The 26,418-nt window shown below is 59.9% G+C and carries 26 protein-coding genes and 1 tRNA gene; 16 read left to right on the top strand and 11 right to left on the bottom strand.

Annotated features, from left to right (window positions below; translation table 11 throughout):
- On the bottom strand, positions 1 to 414 hold the full coding sequence (locus tag CAF79_RS12810; RefSeq protein ID WP_085698063.1) for a rhodanese-like domain-containing protein: 414 nt from the start codon (positions 412 to 414) through the stop codon (positions 1 to 3).
- Positions 415 to 566: 152 nt separating this feature from the next.
- Here CAF79_RS12810 and gpmI point away from each other — a divergent pair, with 152 nt between their 5' ends.
- The 5 genes from gpmI (at position 567) to CAF79_RS12785 (ending at position 7,276) form a co-directional block, all read left to right on the top strand.
- The gene (gene gpmI, locus CAF79_RS12805; protein ID WP_085698062.1) at positions 567 to 2,093 is read left to right on the top strand and encodes a 2,3-bisphosphoglycerate-independent phosphoglycerate mutase; all 1,527 of its coding nucleotides are present in this window, start codon (positions 567 to 569) and stop codon (positions 2,091 to 2,093) included.
- A gap of 250 nt (positions 2,094 to 2,343) precedes the next feature.
- A complete protein-coding gene (locus CAF79_RS12800) occupies positions 2,344 to 3,630 on the top strand; it encodes a murein hydrolase activator EnvC (RefSeq protein ID WP_085698061.1) in 1,287 nt (428 codons plus the stop codon).
- Positions 3,631 to 3,663: 33 nt separating this feature from the next.
- Positions 3,664 to 4,983 carry a S41 family peptidase gene (locus CAF79_RS12795; RefSeq protein ID WP_085698060.1) on the top strand — a complete coding sequence of 440 codons (1,320 nt, stop codon included), beginning with the start codon at positions 3,664 to 3,666 and terminating at the stop codon, positions 4,981 to 4,983.
- 2 nt (positions 4,984 to 4,985) lie between these two features.
- Positions 4,986 to 5,762, top strand: a complete 777-nt coding sequence (locus CAF79_RS12790) for a divergent polysaccharide deacetylase family protein (RefSeq protein WP_085698059.1) — start codon at positions 4,986 to 4,988, stop codon at positions 5,760 to 5,762.
- A 107-nt stretch (positions 5,763 to 5,869) separates the two neighbouring features.
- Positions 5,870 to 7,276 carry a Vps62-related protein gene (locus CAF79_RS12785; protein WP_085698058.1) on the top strand — a complete coding sequence of 469 codons (1,407 nt, stop codon included), beginning with the start codon at positions 5,870 to 5,872 and terminating at the stop codon, positions 7,274 to 7,276.
- Here the strand turns inward: CAF79_RS12785 and CAF79_RS12780 are convergent.
- The 7 genes from CAF79_RS12780 to CAF79_RS12750 form a co-directional block, all read right to left on the bottom strand.
- A complete protein-coding gene (locus CAF79_RS12780; protein ID WP_085698057.1) occupies positions 7,257 to 8,012 on the bottom strand; it encodes an ABC transporter substrate-binding protein in 756 nt (251 codons plus the stop codon). The two genes, CAF79_RS12785 and CAF79_RS12780, sit on opposite strands and share 20 nt — an antisense overlap.
- A gap of 73 nt (positions 8,013 to 8,085) precedes the next feature.
- Positions 8,086 to 8,856: an imidazole glycerol phosphate synthase subunit HisF gene (gene hisF, locus CAF79_RS12775; protein WP_007897430.1), complete on the bottom strand. Its 771-nt coding sequence runs from the start codon at positions 8,854 to 8,856 to the stop codon at positions 8,086 to 8,088.
- A 9-nt stretch (positions 8,857 to 8,865) separates the two neighbouring features.
- Positions 8,866 to 9,603 carry a 1-(5-phosphoribosyl)-5-[(5-phosphoribosylamino)methylideneamino]imidazole-4-carboxamide isomerase gene (gene hisA, locus CAF79_RS12770; RefSeq protein WP_085698056.1) on the bottom strand — a complete coding sequence of 246 codons (738 nt, stop codon included), beginning with the start codon at positions 9,601 to 9,603 and terminating at the stop codon, positions 8,866 to 8,868.
- Positions 9,604 to 9,645: 42 nt separating this feature from the next.
- Complete coding sequence (locus CAF79_RS12765) at positions 9,646 to 9,906, bottom strand: DUF2164 domain-containing protein (protein WP_085698055.1); 261 nt, start codon at positions 9,904 to 9,906, stop codon at positions 9,646 to 9,648.
- Positions 9,907 to 10,545 carry an imidazole glycerol phosphate synthase subunit HisH gene (gene hisH, locus CAF79_RS12760; protein ID WP_085698054.1) on the bottom strand — a complete coding sequence of 213 codons (639 nt, stop codon included), beginning with the start codon at positions 10,543 to 10,545 and terminating at the stop codon, positions 9,907 to 9,909. It abuts the gene before it with no gap.
- Positions 10,545 to 11,138, bottom strand: coding sequence for an imidazoleglycerol-phosphate dehydratase HisB (gene hisB, locus CAF79_RS12755; protein WP_039764670.1), 594 nt, complete (start codon positions 11,136 to 11,138; stop codon positions 10,545 to 10,547). The genes hisH and hisB overlap by 1 nt, the downstream gene beginning before the upstream one ends.
- Positions 11,139 to 11,430: 292 nt before the next feature.
- Positions 11,431 to 13,095 carry an OFA family MFS transporter gene (locus CAF79_RS12750; RefSeq protein WP_085611172.1) on the bottom strand — a complete coding sequence of 555 codons (1,665 nt, stop codon included), beginning with the start codon at positions 13,093 to 13,095 and terminating at the stop codon, positions 11,431 to 11,433.
- A gap of 355 nt (positions 13,096 to 13,450) precedes the next feature.
- On the opposite strand from CAF79_RS12750, the gene CAF79_RS12745 reads away from it, so the two are divergent.
- The 6 genes from CAF79_RS12745 (at position 13,451) to CAF79_RS12720 (ending at position 19,434) form a co-directional block, all read left to right on the top strand.
- Entirely contained in the window at positions 13,451 to 15,676 is a 2,226-nt protein-coding gene (locus tag CAF79_RS12745; RefSeq protein ID WP_085698053.1) for an AsmA family protein, read from the top strand.
- Positions 15,673 to 16,740 (top strand): A/G-specific adenine glycosylase, encoded by a 1,068-nt coding sequence (mutY, locus tag CAF79_RS12740; RefSeq protein WP_085698052.1) that lies wholly within the window; start codon positions 15,673 to 15,675, stop codon positions 16,738 to 16,740. The genes CAF79_RS12745 and mutY overlap by 4 nt, the downstream gene beginning before the upstream one ends.
- Positions 16,737 to 17,009 carry an oxidative damage protection protein gene (locus CAF79_RS12735; protein ID WP_007952551.1) on the top strand — a complete coding sequence of 91 codons (273 nt, stop codon included), beginning with the start codon at positions 16,737 to 16,739 and terminating at the stop codon, positions 17,007 to 17,009. Before mutY ends, CAF79_RS12735 begins: the two co-directional genes overlap by 4 nt.
- 91 nt (positions 17,010 to 17,100) lie before the next feature.
- Positions 17,101 to 17,176, top strand: a tRNA-Phe gene (locus tag CAF79_RS12730).
- 318 nt (positions 17,177 to 17,494) lie between these two features.
- Positions 17,495 to 18,574: a hypothetical protein gene (locus CAF79_RS12725; protein ID WP_085698051.1), complete on the top strand. Its 1,080-nt coding sequence runs from the start codon at positions 17,495 to 17,497 to the stop codon at positions 18,572 to 18,574.
- 68 nt (positions 18,575 to 18,642) lie between these two features.
- A complete protein-coding gene (locus tag CAF79_RS12720; protein ID WP_085698050.1) occupies positions 18,643 to 19,434 on the top strand; it encodes a TSUP family transporter in 792 nt (263 codons plus the stop codon).
- Positions 19,435 to 19,562: 128 nt separating this feature from the next.
- Here CAF79_RS12720 and CAF79_RS12715 read toward each other — a convergent pair whose 3' ends face one another.
- Together CAF79_RS12715 and CAF79_RS12710 are read right to left on the bottom strand one after the other, a co-directional pair.
- A complete protein-coding gene (locus tag CAF79_RS12715; protein ID WP_085698049.1) occupies positions 19,563 to 19,853 on the bottom strand; it encodes a YceK/YidQ family lipoprotein in 291 nt (96 codons plus the stop codon).
- 75 nt (positions 19,854 to 19,928) lie between these two features.
- The gene (locus CAF79_RS12710) at positions 19,929 to 20,378 is read right to left on the bottom strand and encodes a hypothetical protein (protein ID WP_085698048.1); all 450 of its coding nucleotides are present in this window, start codon (positions 20,376 to 20,378) and stop codon (positions 19,929 to 19,931) included.
- A 261-nt stretch (positions 20,379 to 20,639) separates the two neighbouring features.
- Between CAF79_RS12710 and CAF79_RS12705 the strand changes: the two genes are divergently transcribed.
- From CAF79_RS12705 to CAF79_RS12690, 4 genes are all read left to right on the top strand, one after another.
- On the top strand, positions 20,640 to 21,689 hold the full coding sequence (locus CAF79_RS12705) for a YhcG family protein (RefSeq protein WP_085698047.1): 1,050 nt from the start codon (positions 20,640 to 20,642) through the stop codon (positions 21,687 to 21,689).
- 69 nt (positions 21,690 to 21,758) lie between these two features.
- Positions 21,759 to 22,730: an alpha/beta fold hydrolase gene (locus CAF79_RS12700; RefSeq protein ID WP_085698046.1), complete on the top strand. Its 972-nt coding sequence runs from the start codon at positions 21,759 to 21,761 to the stop codon at positions 22,728 to 22,730.
- A 20-nt stretch (positions 22,731 to 22,750) separates the two neighbouring features.
- Positions 22,751 to 23,164, top strand: coding sequence for a hypothetical protein (locus CAF79_RS12695; RefSeq protein ID WP_085698045.1), 414 nt, complete (start codon positions 22,751 to 22,753; stop codon positions 23,162 to 23,164).
- Positions 23,165 to 23,170: 6 nt separating this feature from the next.
- Positions 23,171 to 23,623 carry a hypothetical protein gene (locus tag CAF79_RS12690; RefSeq protein WP_085698044.1) on the top strand — a complete coding sequence of 151 codons (453 nt, stop codon included), beginning with the start codon at positions 23,171 to 23,173 and terminating at the stop codon, positions 23,621 to 23,623.
- 70 nt (positions 23,624 to 23,693) lie between these two features.
- On the opposite strand, the gene gabP is transcribed toward CAF79_RS12690, so the two are convergent.
- Complete coding sequence (gabP, locus tag CAF79_RS12685; RefSeq protein ID WP_085698043.1) at positions 23,694 to 25,085, bottom strand: GABA permease; 1,392 nt, start codon at positions 25,083 to 25,085, stop codon at positions 23,694 to 23,696.
- A gap of 552 nt (positions 25,086 to 25,637) precedes the next feature.
- Between gabP and CAF79_RS12680 the strand changes: the two genes are divergently transcribed.
- Positions 25,638 to 26,411: an ABC transporter ATP-binding protein gene (locus tag CAF79_RS12680; RefSeq protein ID WP_007897462.1), complete on the top strand. Its 774-nt coding sequence runs from the start codon at positions 25,638 to 25,640 to the stop codon at positions 26,409 to 26,411.
- Positions 26,412 to 26,418 lie beyond the last annotated feature (7 nt).

Below are 26,418 nucleotides of genomic sequence, written 5' to 3'. Positions count from 1 at the left end.
TCACTTCACCAACGGCAGGTTGTCGCCTTTCCAGCTGGAAATCCCGCCGGACAGCTTGGCGGCGGTGAAGCCGGCCTTCATCAGCTCGCGGGCGTGGGTGCCGGCGGTCTGGCCCAGGGCGTCGACCAGGATGATGGTCTTGGCCTTGTGTTTTTCCAGCTCGCCGATACGGGCAACCAGTTTGTCCTGGGGAATGTTCACCGCGCCAACGATGTGACCGGCGGCGTATTCCTTGCTCGGACGGATGTCCACGACCACGCCGGCTTCCTTGTTGACCAGTGCGGTCAGCTCGCCCGTGCTCAGGCTTTTACCGCCGCCCTGCACCGTATGCGCCAGCAGCAAAGCCAGCAGTACGACGAAGATACCGACAAGAATGTAGTGGTTAGTGGCAAATTCAATCAGGTGAGCAACCATCGAAGGAGGTTCCAGGGCGTTAAAATGTCGGCCAGTATACACAGCCACTATGGTCGGCCAAACCCCGTCCGGCGGTGACGCCGCCGGAACTTCGCTTTAAACTCCAACTCCCTTTTCCATCGCCCTCTTCTTATTAGCCACGAGTGGATTCCATGACTACCACGCCTAAACCTTTGGTCCTGATGATTCTCGACGGCTTCGGTCACAGCGACAGCCACGAATCCAACGCCGTCTATGCGGCCAAAAAGCCTGTACTGGATCGCCTGTGGGCCACCGTGCCGAACGGCTTGATCTCGGGCAGCGGCATGGACGTCGGTCTGCCGGACGGCCAGATGGGCAACTCCGAAGTCGGCCACATGAACCTCGGCGCCGGTCGCGTGGTGTATCAGGACTTCACGCGCGTGACCAAAGCGATCCGCGATGGCGAGTTCTTCGAGAACCCGACCATCTGCGCCGCCGTGGACAAGGCCGTGGCCGCCGGCAAGGCCGTACATTTCATGGGTCTGTTGTCGGACGGCGGTGTTCACAGCCACCAGGATCACCTGATCGCCATGGCCGAACTGGCCTTCAAGCGCGGCGCCGAGAAAATCTACCTGCACGCCTTCCTCGACGGCCGTGACACGCCGCCGAAAAGCGCCGCCTCGTCGATCGAACTGCTCGACGCGACCTTCCAGGCGCTCGGCAAGGGCTGCATCGCCAGCCTGATCGGCCGCTACTACGCCATGGATCGCGACAACCGTTGGGATCGCGTGTCTCAGGCCTACAACCTGATCGTTGATGGCACAGCCGAATTCAGCGCCGCCACCGCCCAGGAAGGTCTGGAAGCCGCTTACGCCCGTGGCGAGAGCGACGAGTTCGTCAAAGCCACCAGCATCGGTGAGCCGGTAAAAGTCGAAGACGGCGACGCCGTGGTGTTCATGAACTTCCGTGCCGACCGTGCCCGCGAGCTGAGCCGTGTGTTTGTCGAAGACGACTTCAAGGAGTTCGAGCGCGCACGCCAGCCAAAAGTGCAGTACGTCGGCCTGACCCAATACGCCGCCAGCATCCCGGCCCCCGCCGCCTTTGCCCCGGGCAGCCTGGAAAACGTGCTCGGCGACTACCTGGCGAAAAACGGCAAGACCCAGCTGCGCATCGCCGAAACCGAGAAATACGCCCACGTGACCTTCTTTTTCTCCGGCGGTCGTGAAGAGCCGTTCCCCGGCGAAGAGCGCATTCTGATCCCGTCGCCGAAAGTCGCCACCTATGACTTGCAGCCGGAAATGAGCGCGCCCGAAGTCACCGACCGCATCGTCGAAGCCATCGAGAATCAGCGCTACGACGTGATCGTGGTCAACTACGCCAACGGCGACATGGTCGGCCATAGCGGCGTGTTCGAAGCCGCGGTGAAAGCCGTGGAGTGCCTGGACACCTGCGTCGGCCGTATCGTCGAAGCCCTGGAAAAAGTCGGCGGCGAAGCGCTGATCACCGCCGACCACGGCAACGTCGAACAGATGGCCGACGAATCCACCGGCCAGGCGCACACCGCGCACACCACCGAGCCGGTGCCGTTCATCTATGTCGGCAAGCGTGATCTGAAAGTCCGCGAAGGCGGCGTGCTGGCGGACGTGGCGCCGACCATGCTGAAACTGCTGGGCCTGGAAAAACCGGCGGAAATGACTGGCACTTCGATTCTGGTGTAATCGCCCGTCAAAACACTGAAAAACCCTGTGGGAGCTGGCTTGCCAGCGATAGCAATCTGACAGCCGACAACTATGTTGAATGTTCAGACGCCATCGCGGGCAAGCCGCTCCCACATTGGTTTGTGGGGTTTTCAAAGAGGATTTCACTCTGTCCGGCACCCCAGTTATCACACAGTCCCAATTGGGCGTTTTTTTTGCCGCGTCGGGCGGGCATACTAGGCCGTCCCTTACCCTGGTGCCGCCCGCCTCTATGCTTCGCGTCCTGATCGCCCTCGCTCTGACATGCCTGCTCCAACCGGCCTTCGCGGATGAGCGCGCGCAAACCCAACAGCAACTGGACGCCACGCGCCAGGACATCGCCGAGCTGAAAAAACTGCTGGGCAAGCTCCAGGAAGAAAAATCCGGCGTGCAAAAGGAGCTCAAGGGCACTGAAACCGAGATGGGCAAGCTCGAGAAACAGGTCGAAGCCCTGCAGAAAGAGCTGAAAAAGAGCGAATCCGAGCTGCAGCGGCTCGATGCGGAGAAAAAAAAACTCCAGAGCGCGCGCACTGAACAGCAGCGACTGATCGCCATCCAGGCCCGCGCCGCCTACCAGAATGGTCGCCAGGAATACCTCAAGCTGCTGCTCAACCAGCAGAACCCCGAGAAATTCGCCCGCACCCTCACCTATTACGACTACCTGAGCCAGGCTCGCCTGGAGCAGCTGAAAAGCTTCAACGAAACCCTGCGCCAACTGGCCAATGTCGAAAAGGACATCGGCTTGCAGCAGGCGCAATTGCTGGCGCAGCAAAGCGATCTCGACACTCAGCGCGAAGCGCTCGACAAGGTCCGCAAGGAGCGCCAGCAGGCCCTCGCCAAACTCAATGAAGACGTGAAAGCCCGGGACCAGAAACTGGCCGCCCGCGAGCAGGATCAGGCAGACCTGTCTAAAGTCCTTAAAACCATTGAAGAAACCCTGGCCCGCCAGGCCCGTGAGGCAGAAGAAGCGCGGCAGAAAGCGCTCATCGCCCAGCAGGAAGCCGAAAAAAAGCGCTTGCGTGAGGCCGAGGCGGAAAACACCGACGCCCCACGCAAACCGGTCAGATCGACTCCCGGCGCCCTGGTGTCCAGCGGCGGCGAGACCTTCGGTGGCCCTTTTGCGTCTAGTCGGGGAAAACTTCCATGGCCCGTTGATGGTCGACTGCTGGCACGCTTCGGCGAAACCCGTGGCGACGATGCCCGCACCAAGTGGGACGGCGTGATGATCAGCGCCTCCGCCGGCAGCCAGGTGCATGCCGTACACGGCGGGCGCGTGGTGTTTGCCGACTGGTTGCGCGGCGCCGGGCTGCTGGTGATCCTCGACCACGGCAACGGTTTTCTGAGTCTTTACGGTCACAACCAGACGCTACTGAAGTCGGCGGGTGACGTGGTTAAGGCCGGCGAGTCCATCTCCACTGTGGGTAACAGTGGCGGCCAGGACACTCCGGCGCTGTATTTCGCAATTCGTCAGCAGGGTCACCCGAGTGATCCGGCGCAATGGTGCCGCGCGCAAGGATAAGCGCGGGCAACCTAAATTAGGAGTTCGTTCGACATGCTGCATTTGTCCCGCCTTACCTCGCTGGCCCTGACGATCGCCCTGGTGATCGGCGCGCCTCTGGCGTTTGCCGCTCAACCGGCCCCGGCTGTCGCTCCGGCAGGCACTGCCGCGACCTCCAAGGCGCCATTGCCGCTGGAAGAGTTGCGCACCTTTGCCGAGGTCATGGACCGGATCAAGGCCGCCTATGTCGAACCGGTGGACGACAAGACCCTGCTGGAAAACGCGATCAAGGGCATGCTCAGCAACCTTGATCCGCACTCCGCCTACCTTGGTCCCGAGGATTTCGCCGAGTTGCAGGAAAGCACCAGCGGTGAATTCGGCGGCCTGGGCATCGAAGTCGGCGCCGAAGACGGCTTCATCAAGGTCGTGTCGCCGATCGACGACACGCCGGCGTCGAAGGCCGGCATCCAGGCCGGCGACTTCATCGTCAAGATCAACGGCGCGCCGACCCGTGGCCAGACCATGACCGAAGCCGTGGACAAGATGCGCGGCAAGATCGGCCAGAAGATCACCCTGACCCTGGTTCGCGACGGCGGCACGCCGTTCGACGTGACCCTTGCTCGCGCCGTGATTCAGGTGAAGAGCGTCAAGGCGCAACTGCTGGAATCGGGTTATGGCCTGATCCGCATCACCCAGTTCCAGGTCAAGACCGGCGAAGAGGTCTCCAAGGCCCTGGCCAAACTGCGCAAGGACAACGGCAAGAAGCTCAACGGCATCATCCTCGACCTGCGCAACAACCCGGGCGGCGTGTTGCAGGCAGCGGTGGAAGTGGTCGACCACTTCATCACCAAAGGCCTGATCGTCTACACCAAGGGCCGGATCGCCAACTCCGAACTGCGCTTCTCCGCCACCGGCAAGGACGAAAGCGAAGCGGTGCCAATGGTTGTGCTGATCAACGGTGGCAGCGCCTCGGCCTCGGAAATCGTCGCCGGCGCCCTGCAGGATCAGAAACGCGCCGTGGTCATGGGCACCACCAGTTTCGGCAAGGGCTCGGTGCAGACCGTGCTGCCACTGAACAACGACCGCGCGCTGAAGATCACCACTGCGCTGTACTTCACGCCGAACGGTCGCTCGATTCAGGCCCAGGGCATCGTCCCGGACATCGAGGTACGCAAGGCCAAGATCACCAACGAGGCAGACGGCGACTACTTCAAGGAAGCCGACCTGCAAGGTCACCTGGGCAACGGCAACGGCGGCGCGGACCGTCCAACCGGTTCGGGCGGCAAGGCCAAGGCGATGCCGCAGGATGACGATTACCAGTTGGCCCAGGCCCTGAGCCTGCTCAAAGGCCTGAGCATCACGTCCGGCCGTTGAGGATGTCTTTGCGTTTTCTCTTCGTCCTGCTGTGCTGTCTGGCGGGTGCTGCTCATGCAGAACCTGCCAGACCAACACCTCAAAAAGCCTACCTGACACTGATCATCGACGACCTGGGGCAGAACCTGCCCCGGGATCGCCGCGTGCTGGCCCTCCCCGGGCCGGTGACCACGGCGATCATGCCCGACACCCCGCACGCCACCGAATTCGCCCGCGAAGCCCATCGCGCCGGCAAGATCGTGATCCTGCACATGCCGATGGACCCGGCCACCGGTCCGTTCGCCTGGCATCCCGAACTGCCGATCGAAGAGCTGGAAAAACGGCTGAACGCCGCGTTCAAAATGGTCCCGTACACCGCAGGTATCAACAACCACATGGGCAGCCGCATGACCGCTCAACCAGTGGCAATGGCGTGGCTGATGGGCGAGTTGCAGCGCCGCCACAAATTCTTCGTCGACAGTCGCACCAGCGCGCAGACCGTCGCAGCGCAACAGGCGCAGAAGATCGATCTGGCGAGCGTTTCGCGGGATGTGTTTCTCGATGATGAGCGCACCGAAGCGGCGATCCTGACCCAATTGCAGACCGCAATCAGCCTGGCGCACAAACAGGGTTCGGCAGTGATGATCGGCCATCCCTATCCGCAGACCCTGGCCGTGCTGGAGCGCGAGCTGCCGAAATTGAAAGCTCAAGGCATCGAGTGGATCGACATCAAGCAGATGATCAGCGTGCGCAGCAATCGGGCCACCGCCGCTCATGGGAAAGACGGCGTTTATCGGTAACAAGCTGTCACGAAGCGATAGATAGATACCGCAGCCAGCCCCCTCGCTACCCGGATATTGAGACCCGTCGCGGCCACACCGAGCCGTTTCTTTATTCGGGATCAATCATGAACACCCAAACCAATCTTCATTTGCCTGTTCGGCAGATGGAACCCATAGCGGTTGAAAACCTGCTGATCAATTTCACCACCGAGTTCCACCGGATCTGGGACAACACCGGCTCGAAGTCAAAACCCGGCAGTTTCTGGCGTCCGACACCGGCTCCCGACCTGCTACCCGGTTATTTTCCGTTGGGTGATCTCGTTGTCGCCGGACGAGACAACATCAACGATAAGAAGGTGATGGCTGTCGTCCGCGAGGGGGATCTGCAAAATACCGAGCCGGGCAAAGGTCCTGCACTGAGCAGGCCGGATGATTACCAACTCGTCTGGAACGATATCGGCTCGAACGCCAACGGCGACTGCTCTGTCTGGCGGCCGATCCCTCCGCAAGGTTACGTGGCTCTCGGGCTGGTGTGCTCCAACGACCGCAGCAAGCCGTCCTTCAATGCCGTTCGTTGTGTGCGCACCGACCTGGTGATCGCCGCCAGTACCGGCGACCTGATCTGGAGCGACAAGGGCAGCGGAGCCGACCGCGATTTCAGCGCCTGGAGCGTCAAGCCTCCCGCAGCGCCCGCAGGGGAAATCTACTTTGCTCCGGGCACGTTCATTGGCGAAAACGGCTACGGCAAGCCTGCGTCGCCAATCATCGCCTATGCCTTGCGGATGCAGATTCCCCTTCAGGTCGAGTCACCACCAGCCGCCCCCGTACTCACCGGGCACGATGTCTCTGCCGCCCTTACACCAGCGAAGATCACACGAGTGGTGCAGTTGCCGTGGTTCGCGGTAAACGACTCACTCATGGCAAACCTTGAACAACTGCGCACCTCACCGTTTTACAGCCTGGAGAGAACAGATCGCTATTTGCTTGTCGGCCAGGGGCAAAACAGTACAGACATGAACCGAGCGCTCAAATCGAAGGCCGGCCGTACCCAGTCCTGGGAGACGTTGCGCAAGTTCTGCCGTAACACAGGTATTGAAATCGGCGATCAATGGTCACCAAGCAGGTCTTTACCTGAGCCTGTCATCATCTGCTCGGCCAAATTGCACAACAGCTTCTTCAACGCCGAGTCAGAACCTTTCGAATGGGTGAACTCTTCGGACGCAGAGGTCATCGCACTCGTTGCAAAAAACCGGTTCGCGGCGGTTTACGTCTTGCAGAGCGACTATCGACTGTTGCGCGAAGACGGCTCACAAGTGGAAGGTCATTTCAGCTTTACCGACATGGACAGCCTGCATATGACGGATTGCCCGGTCGAGCCTGAACTCGAACGCGTGAAGGAACCGCTCGAAGAACCCGCGGAACCGACCGTCACTGAACCGGCAAAAGAGCCTGAAGAGCCGCCGGTGGCGGAGCTCGCAGTTAAACCGCAACCACCGGCTGAACCCGCAGCGGTTACAGATACCGCCCCATGATCTCGTCGACCACGCCATCCTTGCGCATCTGATCCAGCGCAGTTTGCAACTTGGCAACGGTTGCATCCGGTACGTCCTTGTTCAGCGCCAGATACAGTTCGGCACTGTTGAAGCGAAGCACGGTTTTCAGCCCGATCACGCCATCCTGCCGCGCCAGATAACGGCCGGCAGGATCGCCGGTGGCCCACAGGTCGATCTGGCCGCTAACAAGTTTTTTGGCATTGTCCTGATCGCGCAGCACCACCACCGGCTTCAGACCCTGTTTGGTCAACGTCTCGGCGATGGCATCGCCCTTGTAGGCGCCGATCTTGTATTTGCGCGCGTCATTGAGGGTTTCGAGGATGATCTTGCTGTCGGCCTTGGCCAGCATGACCCAGTCGTCCGGGCCGATCGGGCCGACCCACTTGAAGAGTTTTTCGCGATCCGGCAGGCGCGCCATGACGAACGCACCGTAACCGGGATTCTCCAGCGCCAGTTTGTAGACCCGCTCCCAAGGGAAGCGCAGGGTCAGGCTGTAAGTGATGCCGGCACGCTTGAACATCTCGCGCACGATGTCCGTGGCGATGCCGTTGATGTTTTCATCCTGGGCGAAATTCTTGCCGTTCTTCGCCATGTTGTACGGCGGGAAGTTTTCGGTAAGAAGCACCAGATCGGTGTCGGGACTTTCTTCGGCGTGGCCGGTGTTGATCAACAACACGGAGGCACTGGCGAGAGCGAGAAGCAGGCGTTTGATCATGTCGGGCTACCGAAATCCATGGCGTGCCCAAGAGTGCCTTGGGTACGCCATGCTGTCCACTGGCCTGTATCGTTTAACGCATTACGATGCCGCGGTGAGCCATATAAGCCTTGGCTTCCTGAACGGTGTATTCGCCGAAGTGGAAAATACTTGCCGCCAGTACTGCGCTGGCGTGGCCTTCAAGAATGCCGTCAGCCAGATGCTGCAGGTTGCCGACACCGCCGGACGCGATCACCGGAATACCCAGCGCATCGCTGATGGCGCGGGTCACGCCGAGGTCGAAGCCGTTTTTCATGCCGTCCTGATCCATGCTGGTCAGGAGGATTTCACCGGCACCCAGGCCTTCCATTTTCTTCGCCCACTCGACCGCGTCGAGGCCGGTCGGTTTGCGGCCGCCGTGGGTGAAGATCTCCCAGCGCGGGGTTTCGCCCGGGCCCGAAACCTTCTTCGCGTCAATGGCAACGACGATGCATTGCGAGCCGAAATGCTGCGCCGCTTCGCCGACAAATTCCGGGTTGAACACGGCAGCGGTGTTGATCGAGACCTTGTCCGCACCGGCGTTGAGCAGGTTGCGGATGTCCTGCACGGTACGCACGCCACCGCCGACGGTCAGCGGAATGAACACCTGGCTGGCCATACGCTCGACGGTGTGCAGTGTTGTGTCACGGCCATCGACGCTGGCGGTGATGTCGAGAAAGGTAATCTCGTCGGCACCCTGCTCGTCGTAGCGACGGGCGATTTCCACCGGATCGCCGGCGTCACGGATGTTCTCGAATTTCACACCTTTGACGACCCGACCGTTATCCACGTCCAGGCAAGGGATGATGCGTTTGGCCAGCGCCATGGTCAGTCCTCAGCCTTGGTACGAGTCGCAGAAAGCTTGCGCTTGGGCGACGTCGAGAGTGCCTTCGTAGATCGCCCGGCCGGTGATGGCGCCGATGATGCCCGGCGCCCTGGCGTCGAGCAGCGACTTGATGTCACCCAGGTTGTGAATGCCGCCGGAAGCGATCACCGGGATCCTGGTGGCAGCCGCCAGTGCAGCGGTGAACGGAACGTTGCAGCCCTGCATCATGCCGTCTTTGGCGATGTCGGTATAAACGATCGAGGACACGCCGTCGGCTTCGAACTGCTTGGCCAGGTCGATGACCTGCACGGTGCTGATTTCAGCCCAGCCATCGGTGGCGACAAAACCGTCCTTGGCGTCCAGACCAACGATGATCTTGCCCGGGAACGCGCGGCAGGCTTCAGCGACGAACGCCGGATCCTTCACCGCTTTGGTGCCGATGATCACGTAGCTGACGCCCGCCTTGACGTAGTGCTCGATGGTTTCCAGCGAACGGATGCCGCCGCCGATCTGGATCGGCAGGGTCGGGTAGCGCTTGGCGATTGCGGTGACGACTTCGCCGTTGACCGGCTGCCCTTCGAAAGCGCCGTTCAGGTCGACCAGATGCAGACGGCGGCAACCGCCCTCCACCCACTTGGCAGCCATGCTCACCGGATCATCGGAGAACACTGTGGAATCTTCCATGCGGCCCTGGCGCAGACGTACGCAGGCACCGTCTTTGAGATCGATAGCGGGAATAATCAGCATCTGGCAAACCTTCAAATTTGAATGTTCAGCTTGGCTCGGAAATCAGTTTTTCTCGAGCGCCCACAGGTCGCTTTCAATGCTTTCAAACCGCTCCTTGAGGTGGGTCTGCACATCGAAAATCGCCCTGTTGTAATAGTGCGGAGCAATTTCGCGGGTAAACAGCTCAAGAATTTCCGCCGCCTCGAACGAACCCAGGTCCAGTTCGAAACGATCCTCCATGAACCGCTGAATCTTGCGGTTGGCCTCACTGTCCTGCTCAGGCGTGAGGGTCAGGATCGGTGGCCTGGATTTCTTGACGGCCATTTACCAGCGACCGTCCCACGCGGCGAAGTTCTGCAGCAATTGCAAGCCATGGGTATGGCTCTTTTCCGGGTGGAACTGCACGGCGAAACGCGAACCTTCGGCCAGCGCCGCAGCGAAATCGACACCGTAATGACCGCTGCCGACCACCTGCCGCGGGTTACCGGCGGCGATGTAGTAGCTGTGCACGAAGTAGAAGCGCGCCAGGTTCGGAATGTTGTGCCACAGCGGGTGATCCACCGCCTGCTTCACTTCGTTCCAGCCCATGTGCGGGACTTTCAGGTGTTCGCCGTCTTCATGCAGATCTTTGCCGAAGAACTTCACCGCGCCCGGGAACAGGCCGATGCAGTCGACGCCGTCGTTCTCTTCGCTGCTGTCGAGCAAGGCTTGCATGCCGACGCAAATGCCGAGGAAGGGACGATCCTGGCTGACTTCACGCACCAGCGAGTCGAAACCGAGGCGACGGATCTCCGCCATGCAATCGCGAATCGCGCCGACGCCGGGGAAAACCACCCGGTCGGCTTCGCGGATAACTGCCGCGTCGCTGGTGATCAGCACCTTGCCGGCACCGACGTGCTCGAGGGCCTTGGCCACCGAGTGCAGGTTGCCCATGCCGTAATCGATAACTGCAACGGTCTGCATTACAGGACGCCTTTGGTCGAAGGCATCTGGCCGGCCATGCGCTCGTCCAGCTCGACGGCCATGCGCAGCGCGCGGCCGAAAGCCTTGAACACGGTTTCGATCTGGTGGTGGGTGTTGGTCCCGCGCAGGTTGTCGATGTGCAGGCTGACCAACGCGTGGTTGACGAAGCCCTGGAAGAATTCCTGGAACAGGTCGACGTCGAAACCGCCGACGGTGGCGCGGGTGTACGGCACGTGCATCTGTAGGCCCGGGCGGCCGGAGAAGTCGATCACCACGCGCGACAGCGCTTCATCGAGCGGCACGTAGGCGTGGCCGTAACGACGGATGCCTTTCTTGTCGCCGATGGCTTGCGCGAAGGCCTGGCCGAGGGTGATACCGACGTCTTCCACCGTGTGGTGGTCGTCGATGTGCAGATCGCCCTTGCATTGGATATCCAGGTCGATCAACCCGTGACGGGCGATCTGGTCCAGCATGTGCTCAAGAAAAGGAACACCGATATCGAATCGGGCCTTTCCGGTGCCATCAAGGTTGATCGAGGCTTTGATCTGGGTTTCCAGAGTGTCGCGCTCGACAGACGCCTTACGTTCGGCCATCACCAGCTCCGCAAAATCATTGGGCGAAAAAGGCAGCCATTATAGGGGCGCGGGGCCGAAACAGAAACACGAGAGGTGCAATGACTGACGGATAGAACCCCCGGCCGTCGCGGGTAGACATGTCCATACAAGCCATTACAGGCAGCCTGAAAACAAATGTGGGAGCGAGCTTGCTCGCGAAATCGGTGGGTCAGCCGACAACGATGTCGACTGATCTACCCTCTTCGCGAGCAAGCTCGCTCCCACAGGTGTTGGTGCCGGCCTGAGATATCAGGCCGGCAATTTCAGCGTCTTAGTGGAACAGAACCGCCGTCTTCTGCAGGGTCACCCACACACCCCACGCCAACGGAATCCCCACCACCAGCCACGCAGCGATCGCCAGTGGCTTGCTGCCCGGCGCGGCTTTCCACTCCAGCACGGTGCTGGCATCAGCCCCCTTGTCGTGGCCCAGCGCCTGCTCGGCAGCCAGTTCGGCGTCGGTCATGAAGTACTTGTCGGCCACCGGGCGCACCAGCAGGTTGCACAGGAAGCCCAGCACCAGCAGGCCGGCGAGGATGTACAGGGTGATGTCATAAGCGGCGGCGCGTTCAACGCCGATGCTCAGCTGATACTCACGCAGGTAGTTCACCAGCACCGGACCCAGCACGCCGGCGGCGGCCCAGGCAGTCAGCAGACGACCATGGATCGCACCGACCATTTGCGTACCGAACAGGTCGGCCAGATACGCCGGCACGGTCGCAAAACCACCGCCGTACATCGACAGAATGATGCAGAACGCCGCCACGAACAGCGCAACGTTGCCCAGGTGACCGAGATTCGGGATCAGCGCGTACAGCGCAAAACCCAGTGCGAAGAACACGAAGTAAGTGTTCTTGCGGCCCAGGTAGTCCGAGAACGACGCCCAGAAGAAGCGACCGCCGATGTTGAACAGGCTCAGCAGACCGGTGAAACCGGCTGCAATGGCAGCGATGGAAGCCAGTTGACCGGCGTCCAGCTGACCGAACGGCAGGTCGTTGCCCAGCAGCTTGCCGCCGAACACTTCCTGCAACAGCGGCGAAGCCATGCCGAGGATGCCGATACCGGCGGACACGTTCAGGCACAGCACCAGCCACACCAGACGGAATTGCGGGGTCTTCCAGGCCACGTTCACGTGAACGTGACGGTGGGTGATCATCGCGTTCGATGCTTTTTTCGCCGGCGCGGTCCAGCCTTCAGGCTTCCAGCCGGTTGGCGGAACGCGGTAGGCCAGAGCGCCTCCGATCATGAACACGAAGTAGATCGCAGCCATGGCCACGAAGCTCTGCCATACGCCCACGCCAGTCGGCGAAGCGAAGTGGCTCATCAATGCGGTTGCCAGTGGAGCACCAACCATCGCGCCGCCACCGAAACCCATGATCGCCATGCCGGTCGCCATGCCGCGCTTGTCCGGGAACCACTTGATCAGGGTCGAGACCGGTGAGATGTAGCCCAGGCCCAGACCGATACCGCCGATCACGCCGGAGCCGATCCACATCAGCCAGATCTGGTGGGTATAGATCCCCAGCGCAGAAATCAGCAGACCGCCGCACCAGCACAGAGCCGATACAACGCCAGCCTTGCGCGGGCCTGCGTGTTCGAGCCAGCCACCCCAGATCGCTGCCGAGCAGCCGAGGAAGATGAAGAACAGGGTGTAGATCCAGCCGAGCATGGAGATCGGCCAGTCGCACTGCGACGAGAAGACTTGTGCAATGAAGCTCATGTCCGGTGCGCAAGCCACCGGAGCGGTCACGCCCAGCGCCTTGGACAGCGGCAACCAGAATACCGAGAAGCCGTAGGCCATGCCGATGCACAGGTGAATGGCCAGAGCGGCCGGCGGAACCAGCCAACGGTTGAAACCGGGCTTGGCGATGATGCGTTCCTTGGACAGGAACCCGGGCTGATCGGCTTTGAAGCCGTCCGCCGTAATGGTCGTGCTCATTATGTATCCCCCAATTATTAGTATGGTTCGCCAGCCACTGCTCACCCCCGGCCTTTATGCACGCAGGCATGACCGTTTTTTTGCGGGTGAAGCTCCTTGAAAGCGCGACGTTAAGTCGCAGATGGGCGGACGAACGGGCGAAGGTTACCATTTGCACGTGACAGAAAAACCAAACTGACATCACCTTTTTTGGGTCATCTGATCTCCTGACGCCGGGGAACCCCGATGCCGATCGTTGTCGAAGCGCTGTACATCACGGTTCAGCGGGCTGACGGGGCACCGCAACAGCGAGGGTTGATGCAGCGCTATACTCCCCGGCTAAATCACGAATTCGACTACTTACAAGGACTCGCCCATGAAAGCGTTCGGCAAAATCCTGGGTCTGGTACTTCTCGGGCTGTTGCTGATCATTGTGGCGGCGGGCTTCGCCCTGACCCACCTGTTTGATCCCAACGACTACAAAGACGAGATCCGCCAGATTGCCCGCGACAAGGCCCACATCGAGCTGACGCTCAATGGCGACATCGGCTGGAGCCTGTTCCCGTGGCTCGGCCTGGAACTGCACGAGGCCAGCGTCGCGACTCTGGCCAAGCCTGCCGAACCGTTTGCCGACCTGCAGATGCTTGGCCTGTCCGTGCGCGTGTTGCCGCTGCTGCGCCGCGAAGTCCAGATGAGCGATGTGCGCGTCGAAGGCCTGAACCTGCGCCTGAATCGCGACAAGAATGGTCATGGCAACTGGGAAGACATCGGCAAGGTGCCGCCCAAGGCCGGCAGCACACCGGCACCGACCACCACCGCCGAAACCGCACCCGAGACCACCCCGCAACCGGAAAAACCGGCCCAGCCGATCCGCCTCGACATCGACAGCCTGACCGTCAACAACGCCCGCGTGGAATACAACGACGAGCTGACCGGCAAGCAATTCAGCGCCGAAAGCATTCAGCTGAGCACCGGCGCGGTCCACGATTCGACCAACATCCCGGTCAAGGCCACCGCATTTCTCGGCACCAATCAGCCAGTGCTGCGGGTGCGCACCGAGCTTAACGGCGAGCTGCGCTTCGAGCGCGCCCTGCAACGCTACAAGTTCGAAGACCTTAAGCTTTCCGGCGAAGTCGCCGGCGATCCGCTGCAAGGCAAAACCGTGACCTTCGCCGCCCAAGGCCAGTTGTTGCTGGACAAGGCCGCCAACGTCGCCGAATGGACCGGCATCAAGCTGTCGGTCAATCAGCTGCGTGCCTTGGGCGAGCTGAAAGCCAACGACCTGGACAAGACGCCACAGATCACCGGCGGGATTTCCATTGCCCAGTTCGACCTGGCGAAATTCGTCGACAGCATCGGTCAGACCTTGCCAGCCATGGCAGAAGGCAGCCTGAGCAAGGTTGAACTGGTCAGCCGTGTCGCCGCGACGCCGACCAGCGTTTCGCTGGACAACATCAACCTGAAACTCGACGACAGCAGCTTCAGCGGCCGCATCGCCGTCGAAGATTTCGCCAAGCAATCGCTGCGGGCGATCCTCAAGGCCGACACCTTCAATGTCGACCGCTACCTGCCGCCGAAATCGGAGAAAGCCAACAACGCCACCCAGGTCCGCCAGGCCGAAGTTGCCAACACCGAGGCCGATGCGATGGCCGGTGCCGGCAGCACACCGCTGCCGGAAAAACCGAGCAAAAGCGCCTGGAGCACCGAGCGCCTGTTCCCGGTTGAGCGCCTGAGCAAACTCGACGTAAACGCCGACCTGACCTTCGGCCAGTTGACCCTCGACAAGCTGCCGATCCAGAACGCCGCACTGAAAGCCACCGGCCAGGGCGGCCTGCTGACCCTGGAAAATCTGCGCGGCGAGCTGTACAACGGCGACTTCGAAGCCAAGGGCACGCTGGATGTGCGCCAGACAGCGCCGGTGCTGAACCTGCAAACCCGGATCAACCGGGTGCCGGTGGAGAAAATCCTCGAAAGCCAGGGCAAGAATCCGCCGGTCAAAGGTCTGGTCAATCTCACCAGTACCGTCACCGGCAGCGGCAACAGCCAGCAGGCGCTGATCGACACCCTCAACGGCAACGCCAGTTTTGTGATCAACAATGGCGTATTGCTCAACGCCAACCTTGAGCAGCAACTGTGCAAGGGCATCGCCACGCTCAACCGCAAATCCCTGAGCGGTGAGCCGCGCGGCAAGGACACGCCGTTCCAGGAACTCAAGGGCAACCTCACCTTCCGCAACGGCGTGGCCAGCAACCCGGACTTGAAAGTGCGCATCCCCGGCATGAGCGTCAACGGTGACGGCGATATCGACCTCAAGGTGCTGGGCATGGATTACCGCGTCGGCATCATCGTCGAAGGCGATACCAGTGCCATGCCGGATCCGGCCTGCCAGGTCGGCGAGAAGTTCGTCGGCATCGAATGGCCGCTGCGCTGCCGTGGCCCGCTGGAACTGGGCGCCAAGGCATGCCGCGTGGACAACGAGCGCCTGGGCCAGGTCGCGACCAAAATGGCCGGCGACAAGCTCAGCGAAAAAATCGACGAGAAACTGGGCGACAAAGTCAGCCCGGAACTGAAAAACGCATTGAAGGGGCTGTTCAAGCGATGAGAGCGGAGCAGTTTTCCACGGCGGTGCTGGAATGGTTCGACCGCCACGGCCGCCATGATTTGCCCTGGCAACAGAACATCAACCCGTACCGGGTGTGGGTGTCCGAGATCATGTTGCAGCAGACCCAGGTCAGCACCGTGCTCAATTACTTCGACCGCTTCATGGCCGCGCTGCCGACGGTCGAAGCCCTGGCCGAAGCGCCGGAGGATGAAGTGCTGCACTTGTGGACGGGCCTGGGTTATTACACCCGCGCGCGCAATCTGCAGAAGACCGCGAAGATCGTCGTCAGCCAGTACGGCGGCGAGTTTCCCCGGGATGTCGAGAAGCTCACCGAACTGCCGGGCATCGGCCTGTCCACGGCCGGCGCGATTGCCAGCATCAGCATGGGCCTGCGTGCGCCGATTCTCGACGGCAACGTCAAACGGGTGCTGGCGCGCTTTACCGCGCAAGAAGGCTACCCCGGCGAGCCTAAGGTCGCGAAACAGCTGTGGGCCAACGCCGAGCGCTTCACGCCGCAGGATCGGGTCAACGCCTACACCCAGGCGATGATGGACCTGGGCGCCACGCTGTGCACCCGCAGTAAACCGAGCTGCCTGCTGTGTCCGCTGAAAAAGGGCTGTGAAGCGCACCTGCTCGGCCTGGAGACGCGTTACCCGATCCCCAAGCCGCGCAAGGCCATCCCGCAGAAACGCACGCTGATGCCGCTGTTGGCCAACGAGGACGGCGCAATTCTGCTTTATCGTCGACCGTCCAGCGGATTGTGGGGCGGTTTGTGGAGCCTGCCGGAACTCGATGACCTCGACGACCTGCAACACCTCGCCGCGCAGCACTCTCTGGAACTGGGCGAGCAGCAGGCGCTGCCGAGCCTTGTCCACACATTCAGCCACTTCCAGCTGTCCATCGAACCCTGGCTGGTTCAGGTGCAGGAGGTCGGCGGTCACGTGGCCGAGGCCGACTGGCTCTGGTATAACCTCGCCACCCCGCCGCGCCTGGGCCTCGCCGCCCCGGTCAAGACCTTGCTCGAACGCGCGGCCGCCGTCTTGAATGCAGGAGAGTCGACATGACCCGCACCGTAATGTGCCGCAAATACAAAGAACAACTCGAAGGTCTGGAGCGCCCACCGTACCCGGGCGCCAAGGGCCAGGACATTTTCGAACACGTCTCGGCCAAGGCCTGGGCCGACTGGCAGAAACACCAGACCCTGCTGATCAACGAAAAACGCCTGAACATGATGAACGCCGAAGACCGCAAATTTCTTCAGGGCGAAATGGACAAGTACTTCTCCGGCGAGGAATACGCTCAGGCCGAAGGCTACGTTCCGCCAGCCGAATAACCCCCGGATTTCGTAAGCGACGGAATTAATTTAAGAAATTTTAAAAAAGTCGTTGACGTAAATCCGAAAAACCCTTTTAATGCGCCCCGTTGCCCAGATAGCTCAGTCGGTAGAGCAGGGGATTGAAAATCCCCGTGTCGGCGGTTCGATTCCGTCTCTGGGCACCAAATACCGAAAACCCTGAATCGCAAGATTCAGGGTTTTTTTATGCCTGCGATTTGATGAGTTGCAGCTCTACAGCGCTGCGCTCACTGCCAATCCCCTGCTACTCCCCTCTCAACACATCACGATCATCTGTCGCACCCTGAGGGATGCAGACTGAACTCCACAGGTATGGGTGATCGATAAATCTCAAAATCTTTCAAATAGACCGGAACGCTCCGTAAGCCTCAGCGGAAATGGCCGACATACATTCATCCCGGGATTGAGCAGAATCGCGCCCTGAGTTGCTAGCCAAAACCAGATACACAACAGGGACGTATCCGATGATCGACGCCATCAACCCCAACATCGCAATCGCTGAGCCTTGCATCGGACGAGAAACAAGAATTTTCAACTTTGAACGACAGCAATCAAACCTGCTTCAGCAATTCACGATGGAGTTGGCCAATATTGGCGGACCACAGGCGCCAGGAGCCTGCCTCATCGCCTCTTCGGCAGCTGCTCAGTTGAGATCTGCATTTTCCGAGCATCAATGCGCACTTCTTGATGCGTATTCTGACTGTCTGCATTCCGTATTGATCTTCGAAGGCCTACAAAAGATTGTCGACTCAGGCCCACCTCATGAATTACCCGACCTCGCGTCCTTGGAAGGTCGCCATGACGTGCTCTGCCTAGCTGCACGCAACCAGATACTGTTGAAACTGGTTGATAACACTGCGTTCGCCTATGACATGGACAATGATGGAAAACTGGTCCGACTAGTAGCCAACTTCAAGGGTGGCGGGCTTACAACAATTGAGGGCGAGCCCGAATACAAAGAACTGAGCTCACACTCCGGTCTTGCACTTGGGCCACACACCGAGGCGCCATACTGGTGCGCCGTAAATGCAAAAAATGGCCATTCGCCTTCGCCGTCCTCACTCATACTTTCCGCCCTCTGGAACCCTTCCCGTGAACCCACACGCGTCATTCCGCTTCCTCCCGTATTAGAAAGGATCGGCATAACCAATTGCCTTGCGCTGACCACAAACAACTTTCAGTTCACCCGTAGCGACTCGTTTGTCAGTGGCAAAGGAGAGGACGGGAGTAACGTCTCGATCCTTGAGTTTGACGACCGAGCAGGTTTCGCAGCGCGGTTCAATTCTTATCGTTTCTCGACAGGCAGTAACGTTTCGCCAACCGTAAAAAAGGCGTACTCAGCCCTATGCCAAGCGGTGAGTGAGTCGACTACGACAGATTATGTGCTGACTCAGGAGTCGGCCATGATCATCAACAACGCCCGAGCATTGCACTGTCGAGACGTCATCAAAGACAACAGACGAGTGCTGGTGCGCATTTTCGGACTTTCCAAATTTGCGTCTCCAATCGTCATTTCAGAGGATCCATTACTGCTACAGGGATGATTTCCATACACACAGGCCGCTGAGCATCTCGCGATCCAACAATAAATAAATCATGAAAAGGGTAAGCAATGTCCTGGGACATAATCGGCACGTTGGCGCTTGTTGCTTTTTGCGCTGGATTCTTTGATGCGATTGCCGGCGGCGGCGGTTTGATTACATTGCCTGCCCTGTTTCTGGCCGGCGTAGACCCGATCAGCGCGATTGCCACAAACAAGTTCCAGGCTGCCTCGGCCACTATTTCGGCAACCGTCACTTTTGCTCGCAAAGGAATGATTGAGTGGCGCGAAGGACGCTTTCTGGTTATCTGCGCGTTTCTGGGTGGAGCCAGCGGTGCTCTGTTGGTCAGCTCCATCGACAAGCGTTATCTGGAAGTGTGCGTGCCCATCATGCTTATTCTGGTGGCGATTTACTTTGCACTCTCGCCGAAACTGGCCAATGAGGATCGACGCAAGAGAATGGGCATTCTGCTGTTCTCGTTCACTGTTGCGCCGATCTTGGGCTTCTACGACGGCATCTTTGGTCCCGGCGTAGGCTCGTTTTTTATCGTCGGTTTCGTTCTGCTCTGCGGACTTGGAATGATGCGGGCAATGAGCTTCACCAAACTAGCAAACGCCTCCTGCAATCTAGGTTCGCTATCAGTCTTCATCACCAAAGGCGTCATCATCTGGCCGATCGCGATTGCCATGGCTCTGGCGGCCTTCCTTGGCGCACAACTAGGTGCAAGAGCCGCCGTCCGGGTCGGCCCGCGTTTGATCAAGCCCATGCTGATCGTGGTCTGCTGCGCACTGGCGATCAAACTTCTGAGCGATGAGACCAATCCACTGCGAGTTGCAGTCATTCACAACCTGGCAGCCTTTTGATCAACCGGTCGGCGCTGATCGGCGCGTCCAAACTTCGATCCCGGTTGCAGTTCGACGCGGCGCCTCGATCTACTGCCAAGCGCCCTCCTCTTGCACACGCCGAAACGCCAGCATCGCACAGGGAAAATCTAAAGCGTATTGATGTAATCGACAGGAAGCAGAACGGTGTCCAAAGCTGCATCCACTGGCAGGGATACGACGGTAATGACCGGACAGACAATCATCATGTAACAAATTATCGCTGCCGGCATGCCATCGCTCCCCCCGCCACGCACGCCCAGCAGATGAAGGTTGCCATCAACCCCCCGGTAATACCGGGCGTCAGACAAACCGTCATTCAAACGTCCGATAAACATTCCGCAGCCCGCCAACAAAAACACAAGGCCCACTACGAAGCCCATCCGCAAAATCCCTTTCAAGCCAACGCTTCCTTGGTTCACAACGTATAAGGCGCGGGATTGTACCCGCGCCTTGTTTCACGGATACACCCATCGCTATCCGGCGTCATTCCAGTGAAAGACCAGATTGCGCGCAGCACCGCCGCCTATTTCGGCCGCATCCCGGCGTGTTTCACCATTGCGGGTCGCCACGACCGTGTATTTGCCGGGCGGCAACTGCACGTAGACCAATGGCCCGGTCTGATTCAGCGTCAGCACGGTCTGGCCCGGAGCTTTCTGGATCATCACGTCGACATCGGCGGTGTATTGGTTTTGCATGCCGACGGCGAACGTCATGTGCAGGTTGTAGCCCGCGGATTGCTGAATGGCTTTCGACTCATCTTCGCCAATCCCGCCAGCCAGATAGCAAACGCCGTTTTGTTCTTGCTGCTGAGCCTGCACAGCGGAGCTGTCGATCGGCTCCAGACTCGCAGCCTGCGCCATGACCGGAAACAGCAGCACCGCAGCAGCGGCAACGGGCAGCACGAATGAAAGAACACGTTTCATGAGGACGACTCCCGGGCTCTCGCGGAACCCAATCGTTACCTCTTTTTAGATTTTGTCTTGCGGGGTGGGTTTTAGAACGATTGGGAGTTGCGGTTGATACGAAAAGGACTACACGCCGTACTCCTCGTTCGCGGACTCCGTCAGCCTGATCTCGCAAAACCCGCCCACTCTTCCTTCAGTGGCATCAGACACGGCCGGCATCCCCAGGCCCTGAACAATTGGCATGCTCTTGCTTCTGTTCACCCCGAGCCGGAAGACCTGATGAGCCAACTGGAAACGGCTGAACCACAAGATTCAAAACTTGAGTCGCTGCTGGGCGACCTGATACGCGAGGCCCGGCAGAAAGTGCTGCGAACGGTCGACACAATTCAAGTCCAGACCTGCTGGCAGATCGGGCGACACATTGTCGAGTTCGAGCAACAGGGAGCCCGGCGTGCGGGGTACGGAAAACAGCTTCTGGCTACGCTGGCGAAGGAGCTGACTGCAGACTTTGGGAAAGGCTTCGACGTTACCAATCTTCGAAAAATGCGGCAGTTTTATCAGCTCTTTCCAATTCGAGACGCACTGCGTCTCGAATTGAGCTGGACCCATTACCGCAGGATATTGCAGGTCGAAAGCGAACCCGCCCGGCAGTGGTACATGAACGAAGCCGCTGCGCAAAACTGGTCAAGCCGTGCCCTCGATCGCCTGATCAACACCCTCTACTACGAACGTCTGTTGATGAGTCGAGACAAAACCGACGTCTATGCAGAGGCCGCAACCAACATTGCCGCGATGAAAAGCAATCCCCGGGAATTCATCCGCGACCCGGTCCTGCTGGAATTTCTCGGCCTGCCATCACCGGGCAAGCTTCAGGAATCCGAACTGGAGCAAGCCTTGATCGACCAGCTCCAGGGATTTCTCCTTGAGCTGGGCAAAGGCTTCGCTTTTGTCGGTCGCCAGCAACGCATCAGCGCTGGTGACGATGATTTTTACATTGACCTGGTGTTCTACAACTACCTGCTCAAATGCTTCGTCATCCTCGATCTGAAGCGCGGCAAACTCAGTGCTCGGGACGTAGGCCAGATGGACATGTACATCCGCATGTACGACGACCTCAAACGTAGCGAGGGCGACGGGCCAACGGTGGGGATCATTCTCTGTGCCCAACAAAATGAATCGGTGGCGCGCTACACGATCCTCAAGGGTAATGAACAACTGTTCGCCAGCAGCTACAAACTGGTGCTGCCGAGCGAAGAGGAGTTAAGAGCGGAGTTGAATCGGGAACACACGCTGCTGGAAGAGCGCTTGAGCGATCAGACGGCTGATTGATCGCCGACGGATTGTTCACCGAGCCAGCTGGGACTATCGTTGGCAGCTACTCCGCGAAGGTCGAGAGCCATGGGTTTTCAAGACACGCACGCACTGGAAGCTGCCCGGAACAGAACCACACTCGCAAGCGATGTTCAGGACGCCCCCTTTCAGGAACCTGCCGCCGACGGTTATCTGCTCGGCGGTTTCACCTGGCGTCACGCCTCACCAGACCCACAACGCCCAGTGGTAATCATCAACGCCGCCACGTCCGTGCGCTGCCGTCACTATTCGCGCTTCGCGGCGTACCTTTTCGCCAACGGCTTCGACGTGATCATTTACGACTACCGGGGCATTGGTGAATCACGACCGAAATCGATGAGGCATTTGCAGGCTTCATGGACGGATTGGGGCGCGCTGGATTTCGAGGCGATGCTCAAACGCGCGCAGCGGGAGTTCCCCGGGCAGCCGATCGATGTGGTCGGGCACAGCTTCGGTGGCTGCGCAGCAGGCCTGGGGGCGTCCGGGAAGATAATCCGGCGACTGGTGACGGTCGGCGCGCAATTCGCTTACTGGCGCGATTACGCGCCCGAGCACCGCTGGCGGATGTTCGGCAAATGGCATCTGCTGATGCCACTGGTCACGCTGTTTTGTGGCTACTTTCCGGGCAAACGACTTGGCTGGCTGGAAGACACCCCCGCCGGCGTGGTGCGCGACTGGAGCACGCCGGACGCACGTTATGAGCGGCGCCCGAGCGGCAGAACGATGACCGACTTGCCCTTCGCCAACGTCCGGGCCAAAGCCCTGGCAATCAGCATCAGCGACGATCCCTACGGCACGATTGCCGCCATCGAACGTCTGCTCGCTTACTTTCACAACGCGCAAAGGACCCACCTGCGAATCGAGCCGCAGGACATCGGTGAACAGCAAGTCGGACATTTCGCCTTTTTTCGCAGCGCATACCAAGCCACACTATGGCCCATCGCTCTGACCTGGCTGCAGACCGGCGAACTGGCCTCCGACACCCCGGGGCGCAAAATCCCACGCAGCCAAGCCCTTTAACGCACCACGGAACACACACCATGGCTTCCGCCAACAAGCAGCAAAAACGCGCCGCCCGAGCCAAGACCAAAGCCAGGCAGAACCGCACCAAGCGTGCCGAAGCACCGGTCGAGCTGGACCCGAACGACGACCGCATCGATTTCGAATCGGTGGACCTGACCGAACTGTTCAAGAAAATGATCGACGCCGAGAAGATCAGCCAGCAGGCCATGTGCACCGCATTCCTCGAAGACCCGTTGCTGGAGCTGGTGTACGAGCAGGAAGGCGAAGAAGGCGCGATGGATTTCATCCTCGCCGCCCTGATCGAGTACCGCCAGTGGTCCACCGAAACCGACGAAGCCGGCGCCCTGGCCTGGATCGAGTCGCCTGAATTCCAGAAAGACTATGTGGCCGCGTCCGACGCGATCGCCGCACAAACCCAACAGAAAAACTGAGTTCCCATGGCATCCCTGAACAAGCAGCAGAAACGCGCCAAACGCGCCAAGGCCAAAGCCAAGCAGATCCGCATGGTCGGCCGCAAACCTCTGGCCCTGGACGATGACCACGGTCACCTGGCGGAGCCGATCCCGGAATACACCCTGGCGATGTTCAGCAAAATGCGCGACGCCGAAGCCGTCAGCCGCGACGAAATGCTGCTGACCCTGCTGCGGGAGCTGGCGTTCATCATCGTCGACCATCCTGAACTGCTGGACATGGAAAATGCTGACGACGAAGGCATGGCCGCCACTCACCTGGCCGCCGACATGCTGATCGACTACCGCATGTGGGCCGACGGAATGGATCGCGAGACCGCCCAGGCCTGGCTGAGCGAGCCGCAGTTCATCACCGATTTCGGGAAGGCACTGGACACCTACGGCCAGTCGCTCGAAGCGCAGGAAGAAAAGAGCGAATAAACCTCGCCGGCTAACAAAAACGGCCGCTTGTCATCGCTGACAGCGGCCGTTTTGCATGACGCGATACGGATCAGTTCAACACCACCGCACCACGGTTTTCTGCCTTGCGACGACGTGCCACGAGCAGGCCGGTCGCGACAACCACCAGGCTCAGCAGGCCGGTCGCGAGGATTTCCACGCGGTGGGCTTCCTGGAACAGCATGATGGTCAGGGCCGCCACGATGAATACGATCACCGCGTAGGTCAGGCCCGGGAACAGCCACATGCTGAAGACGATTTTCTCGCCGCGAGCCACGCGTTGTTTACGCATGCGCAGTTGCGAAATCGCGATCACCAGATACACCAGCAGTGCGATGGCGCCGGAGCTGGCCAGCAGGAACTCGAACACCGCTGCCGGGGCCACGTAGTTGGCGAAGGTGCACAGGAACGCCGCGCCGGTGGACAGCATCACCGCCCAGTAGGGGGTGCCGCTCTTGTTGGTGCGGGTCGACATGGCTGGAGCATCGCCCCGTTTGCCGAGGGAGAACAGCATGCGCGAAGAGGTGTACAGCGCCGAGTTCAGGCAGCTGGTCACAGCGACCAGTACCACGATGTCGACGATCATCTTGGCATTCGGGATGCCCATGCGCTCAAGCACGGTCTGGTAGGAACCGAGGCTGGCCAGTGCAGGATCGTTCCATGGCACCAGCGCCACGACGATGAAGATCGATACGAGGTAGAACAGACCGATCCGCCAGATCACCGAGTTGGTGGCCTTGGAAATCTGTTTGCCAGGGTTCTTCGATTCCGCGGCCGCGATGGTCACGATCTCGGTACCCATGAAGGAGAACATGGTGGTCAGGATCGCGCCCAGCACCGCGCCCATGCCGTTCGGCAGGAAGCCCTGGGTGTCGAAGATGTGCGAAACGCCGCTGACCTGGCTGTTCGGAAGGAAGCCGAAAATGGCCGCGACGCCGAGAATGATGAAACCAATGATCGCCACGACTTTGAGCAGGGCGAACCAGAATTCGAACTCACCGTAGTTTTTCACGCTGAACAGGTTGGTCACGGTCAGCAGCATGGTGATGATCAGCGCGAATGCCCAGATTTCCACACTCGGAAACCAGGCGTGCAGGATGGTTGCGGCGGCGTTGGCCTCCAGCGGAATCACCAGAACCCAGAACCACCAGTACAGCCAGCCGATGGTGAAACCGGCCCAATGACCGATGGCACGGTCGGCGTAAGTCGAGAACGAGCCAGTGTCAGGCGAGGCGACAGCCATCTCGCCAAGCATGCGCATGACCAGCACAACCAGCGCGCCAGCAGCGGCGTAAGCCAGCAGAACAGCGGGACCGGCGGCGGCGATGGCATGGCCGGAGCCTACGAACAGACCTGCACCGATCACCCCGGCGATCGACAGCATGGTCACATGACGCGGTTTGAGCCCCTGTTCGAGGCCATTGGAGCTTTGGGTACTGCTCATTGAAACTACCTTTGCGAGGAAAGCGATGGCGTCCGGCCCGTCTGGCGTTCCTTCTCGTAAAAAGAATCCAACGGGGCGTTCCGAATTCTGCACGCAATAATTGCGCCAAAATGTTTCAAAGTCTTCTGGCCTGCGGTTTTCAGCGCGACCGGACAGTCATCGCAAGTCATTGAGAATAATGGCCTTTCGCCAAAGCGTTACCCTGCGACCCACTTTTCAAACGAATCAGCGCACCAGAAACACACTGAAAAAGTACGGGATGCACAATAAAAGGGCGAATGAGGAACGTTCGGCCGGTTAGCGCTTCCAACACCCCGCCAAAGGTGGCAACATCGCGCCTTTTTTTACGCGACACCCACGGGAATCCACGTTCAAACACCCGTTCGGTTGTTGATGGGGCGACAGTCTGCTGCGCCGATGCGACAACCTGCCACACGCCATCCGTTTACCGCTCGTAGCGCTGTTGGCTGCCATTGAAACGCTATGCTAGCTTGGCCGCCTCGCCAGGAAGGCCAACCAACAGCAGGAGCGCAACATATATGAGGAACGCACATGGCTGAGGCCACGCCCGCGCTTGAAATCCGCAACTTGCACAAACGCTACGGACAGCTTGAGGTGCTCAAAGGCATCTCGCTGACCGCCCGCGACGGCGATGTGATCTCGATCCTCGGTTCCTCCGGTTCCGGCAAGTCCACGTTCCTGCGTTGCATCAACCTGTTGGAAAACCCGCACCAGGGCCAGATCCTGGTCGCCGGCGAAGAACTCAAGCTCAAGGCCGCCAAGAATGGCGAACTGGTTGCCGCCGACGGCAAACAGATCAATCGCCTGCGCTCCGAGATTGGTTTTGTATTTCAAAACTTTAATCTATGGCCGCACATGAGCGTGCTCGACAACATCATCGAAGCCCCGCGCCGCGTGCTCGGCCAGAGCAAGGCCGAAGCCATCGAAGTCGCCGAAGCGCTGCTGGCCAAGGTCGGCATCGCCGACAAGCGCCACGCCTACCCGGCGCAACTGTCCGGCGGCCAGCAACAGCGCGCGGCGATTGCCCGCACACTGGCGATGCAGCCCAAGGTGATCCTGTTCGACGAACCCACCTCCGCCCTTGACCCGGAAATGGTCCAGGAAGTACTTAATGTCATCCGCGCACTGGCCGAAGAAGGCCGCACCATGCTGCTCGTGACCCATGAAATGGGATTCGCCCGTCAGGTCTCCAGCGAAGTGGTGTTCCTCCACCAGGGCCTGGTCGAAGAGCAAGGATCGCCACAGCAGGTGTTCGAGAACCCGCTTTCGGCGCGCTGCAAACAATTCATGTCCAGCAACCGCTAACGGAGCT

It is taken from the genome of Pseudomonas sp. B26(2017) (assembly GCF_002113045.1).
Taxonomy (GTDB): Bacteria; Pseudomonadota; Gammaproteobacteria; order Pseudomonadales; family Pseudomonadaceae; genus Aquipseudomonas.
Note: the sequence above shows the minus strand (reverse complement) of the source record. Positions and strands in the feature narration are given on the sequence as shown.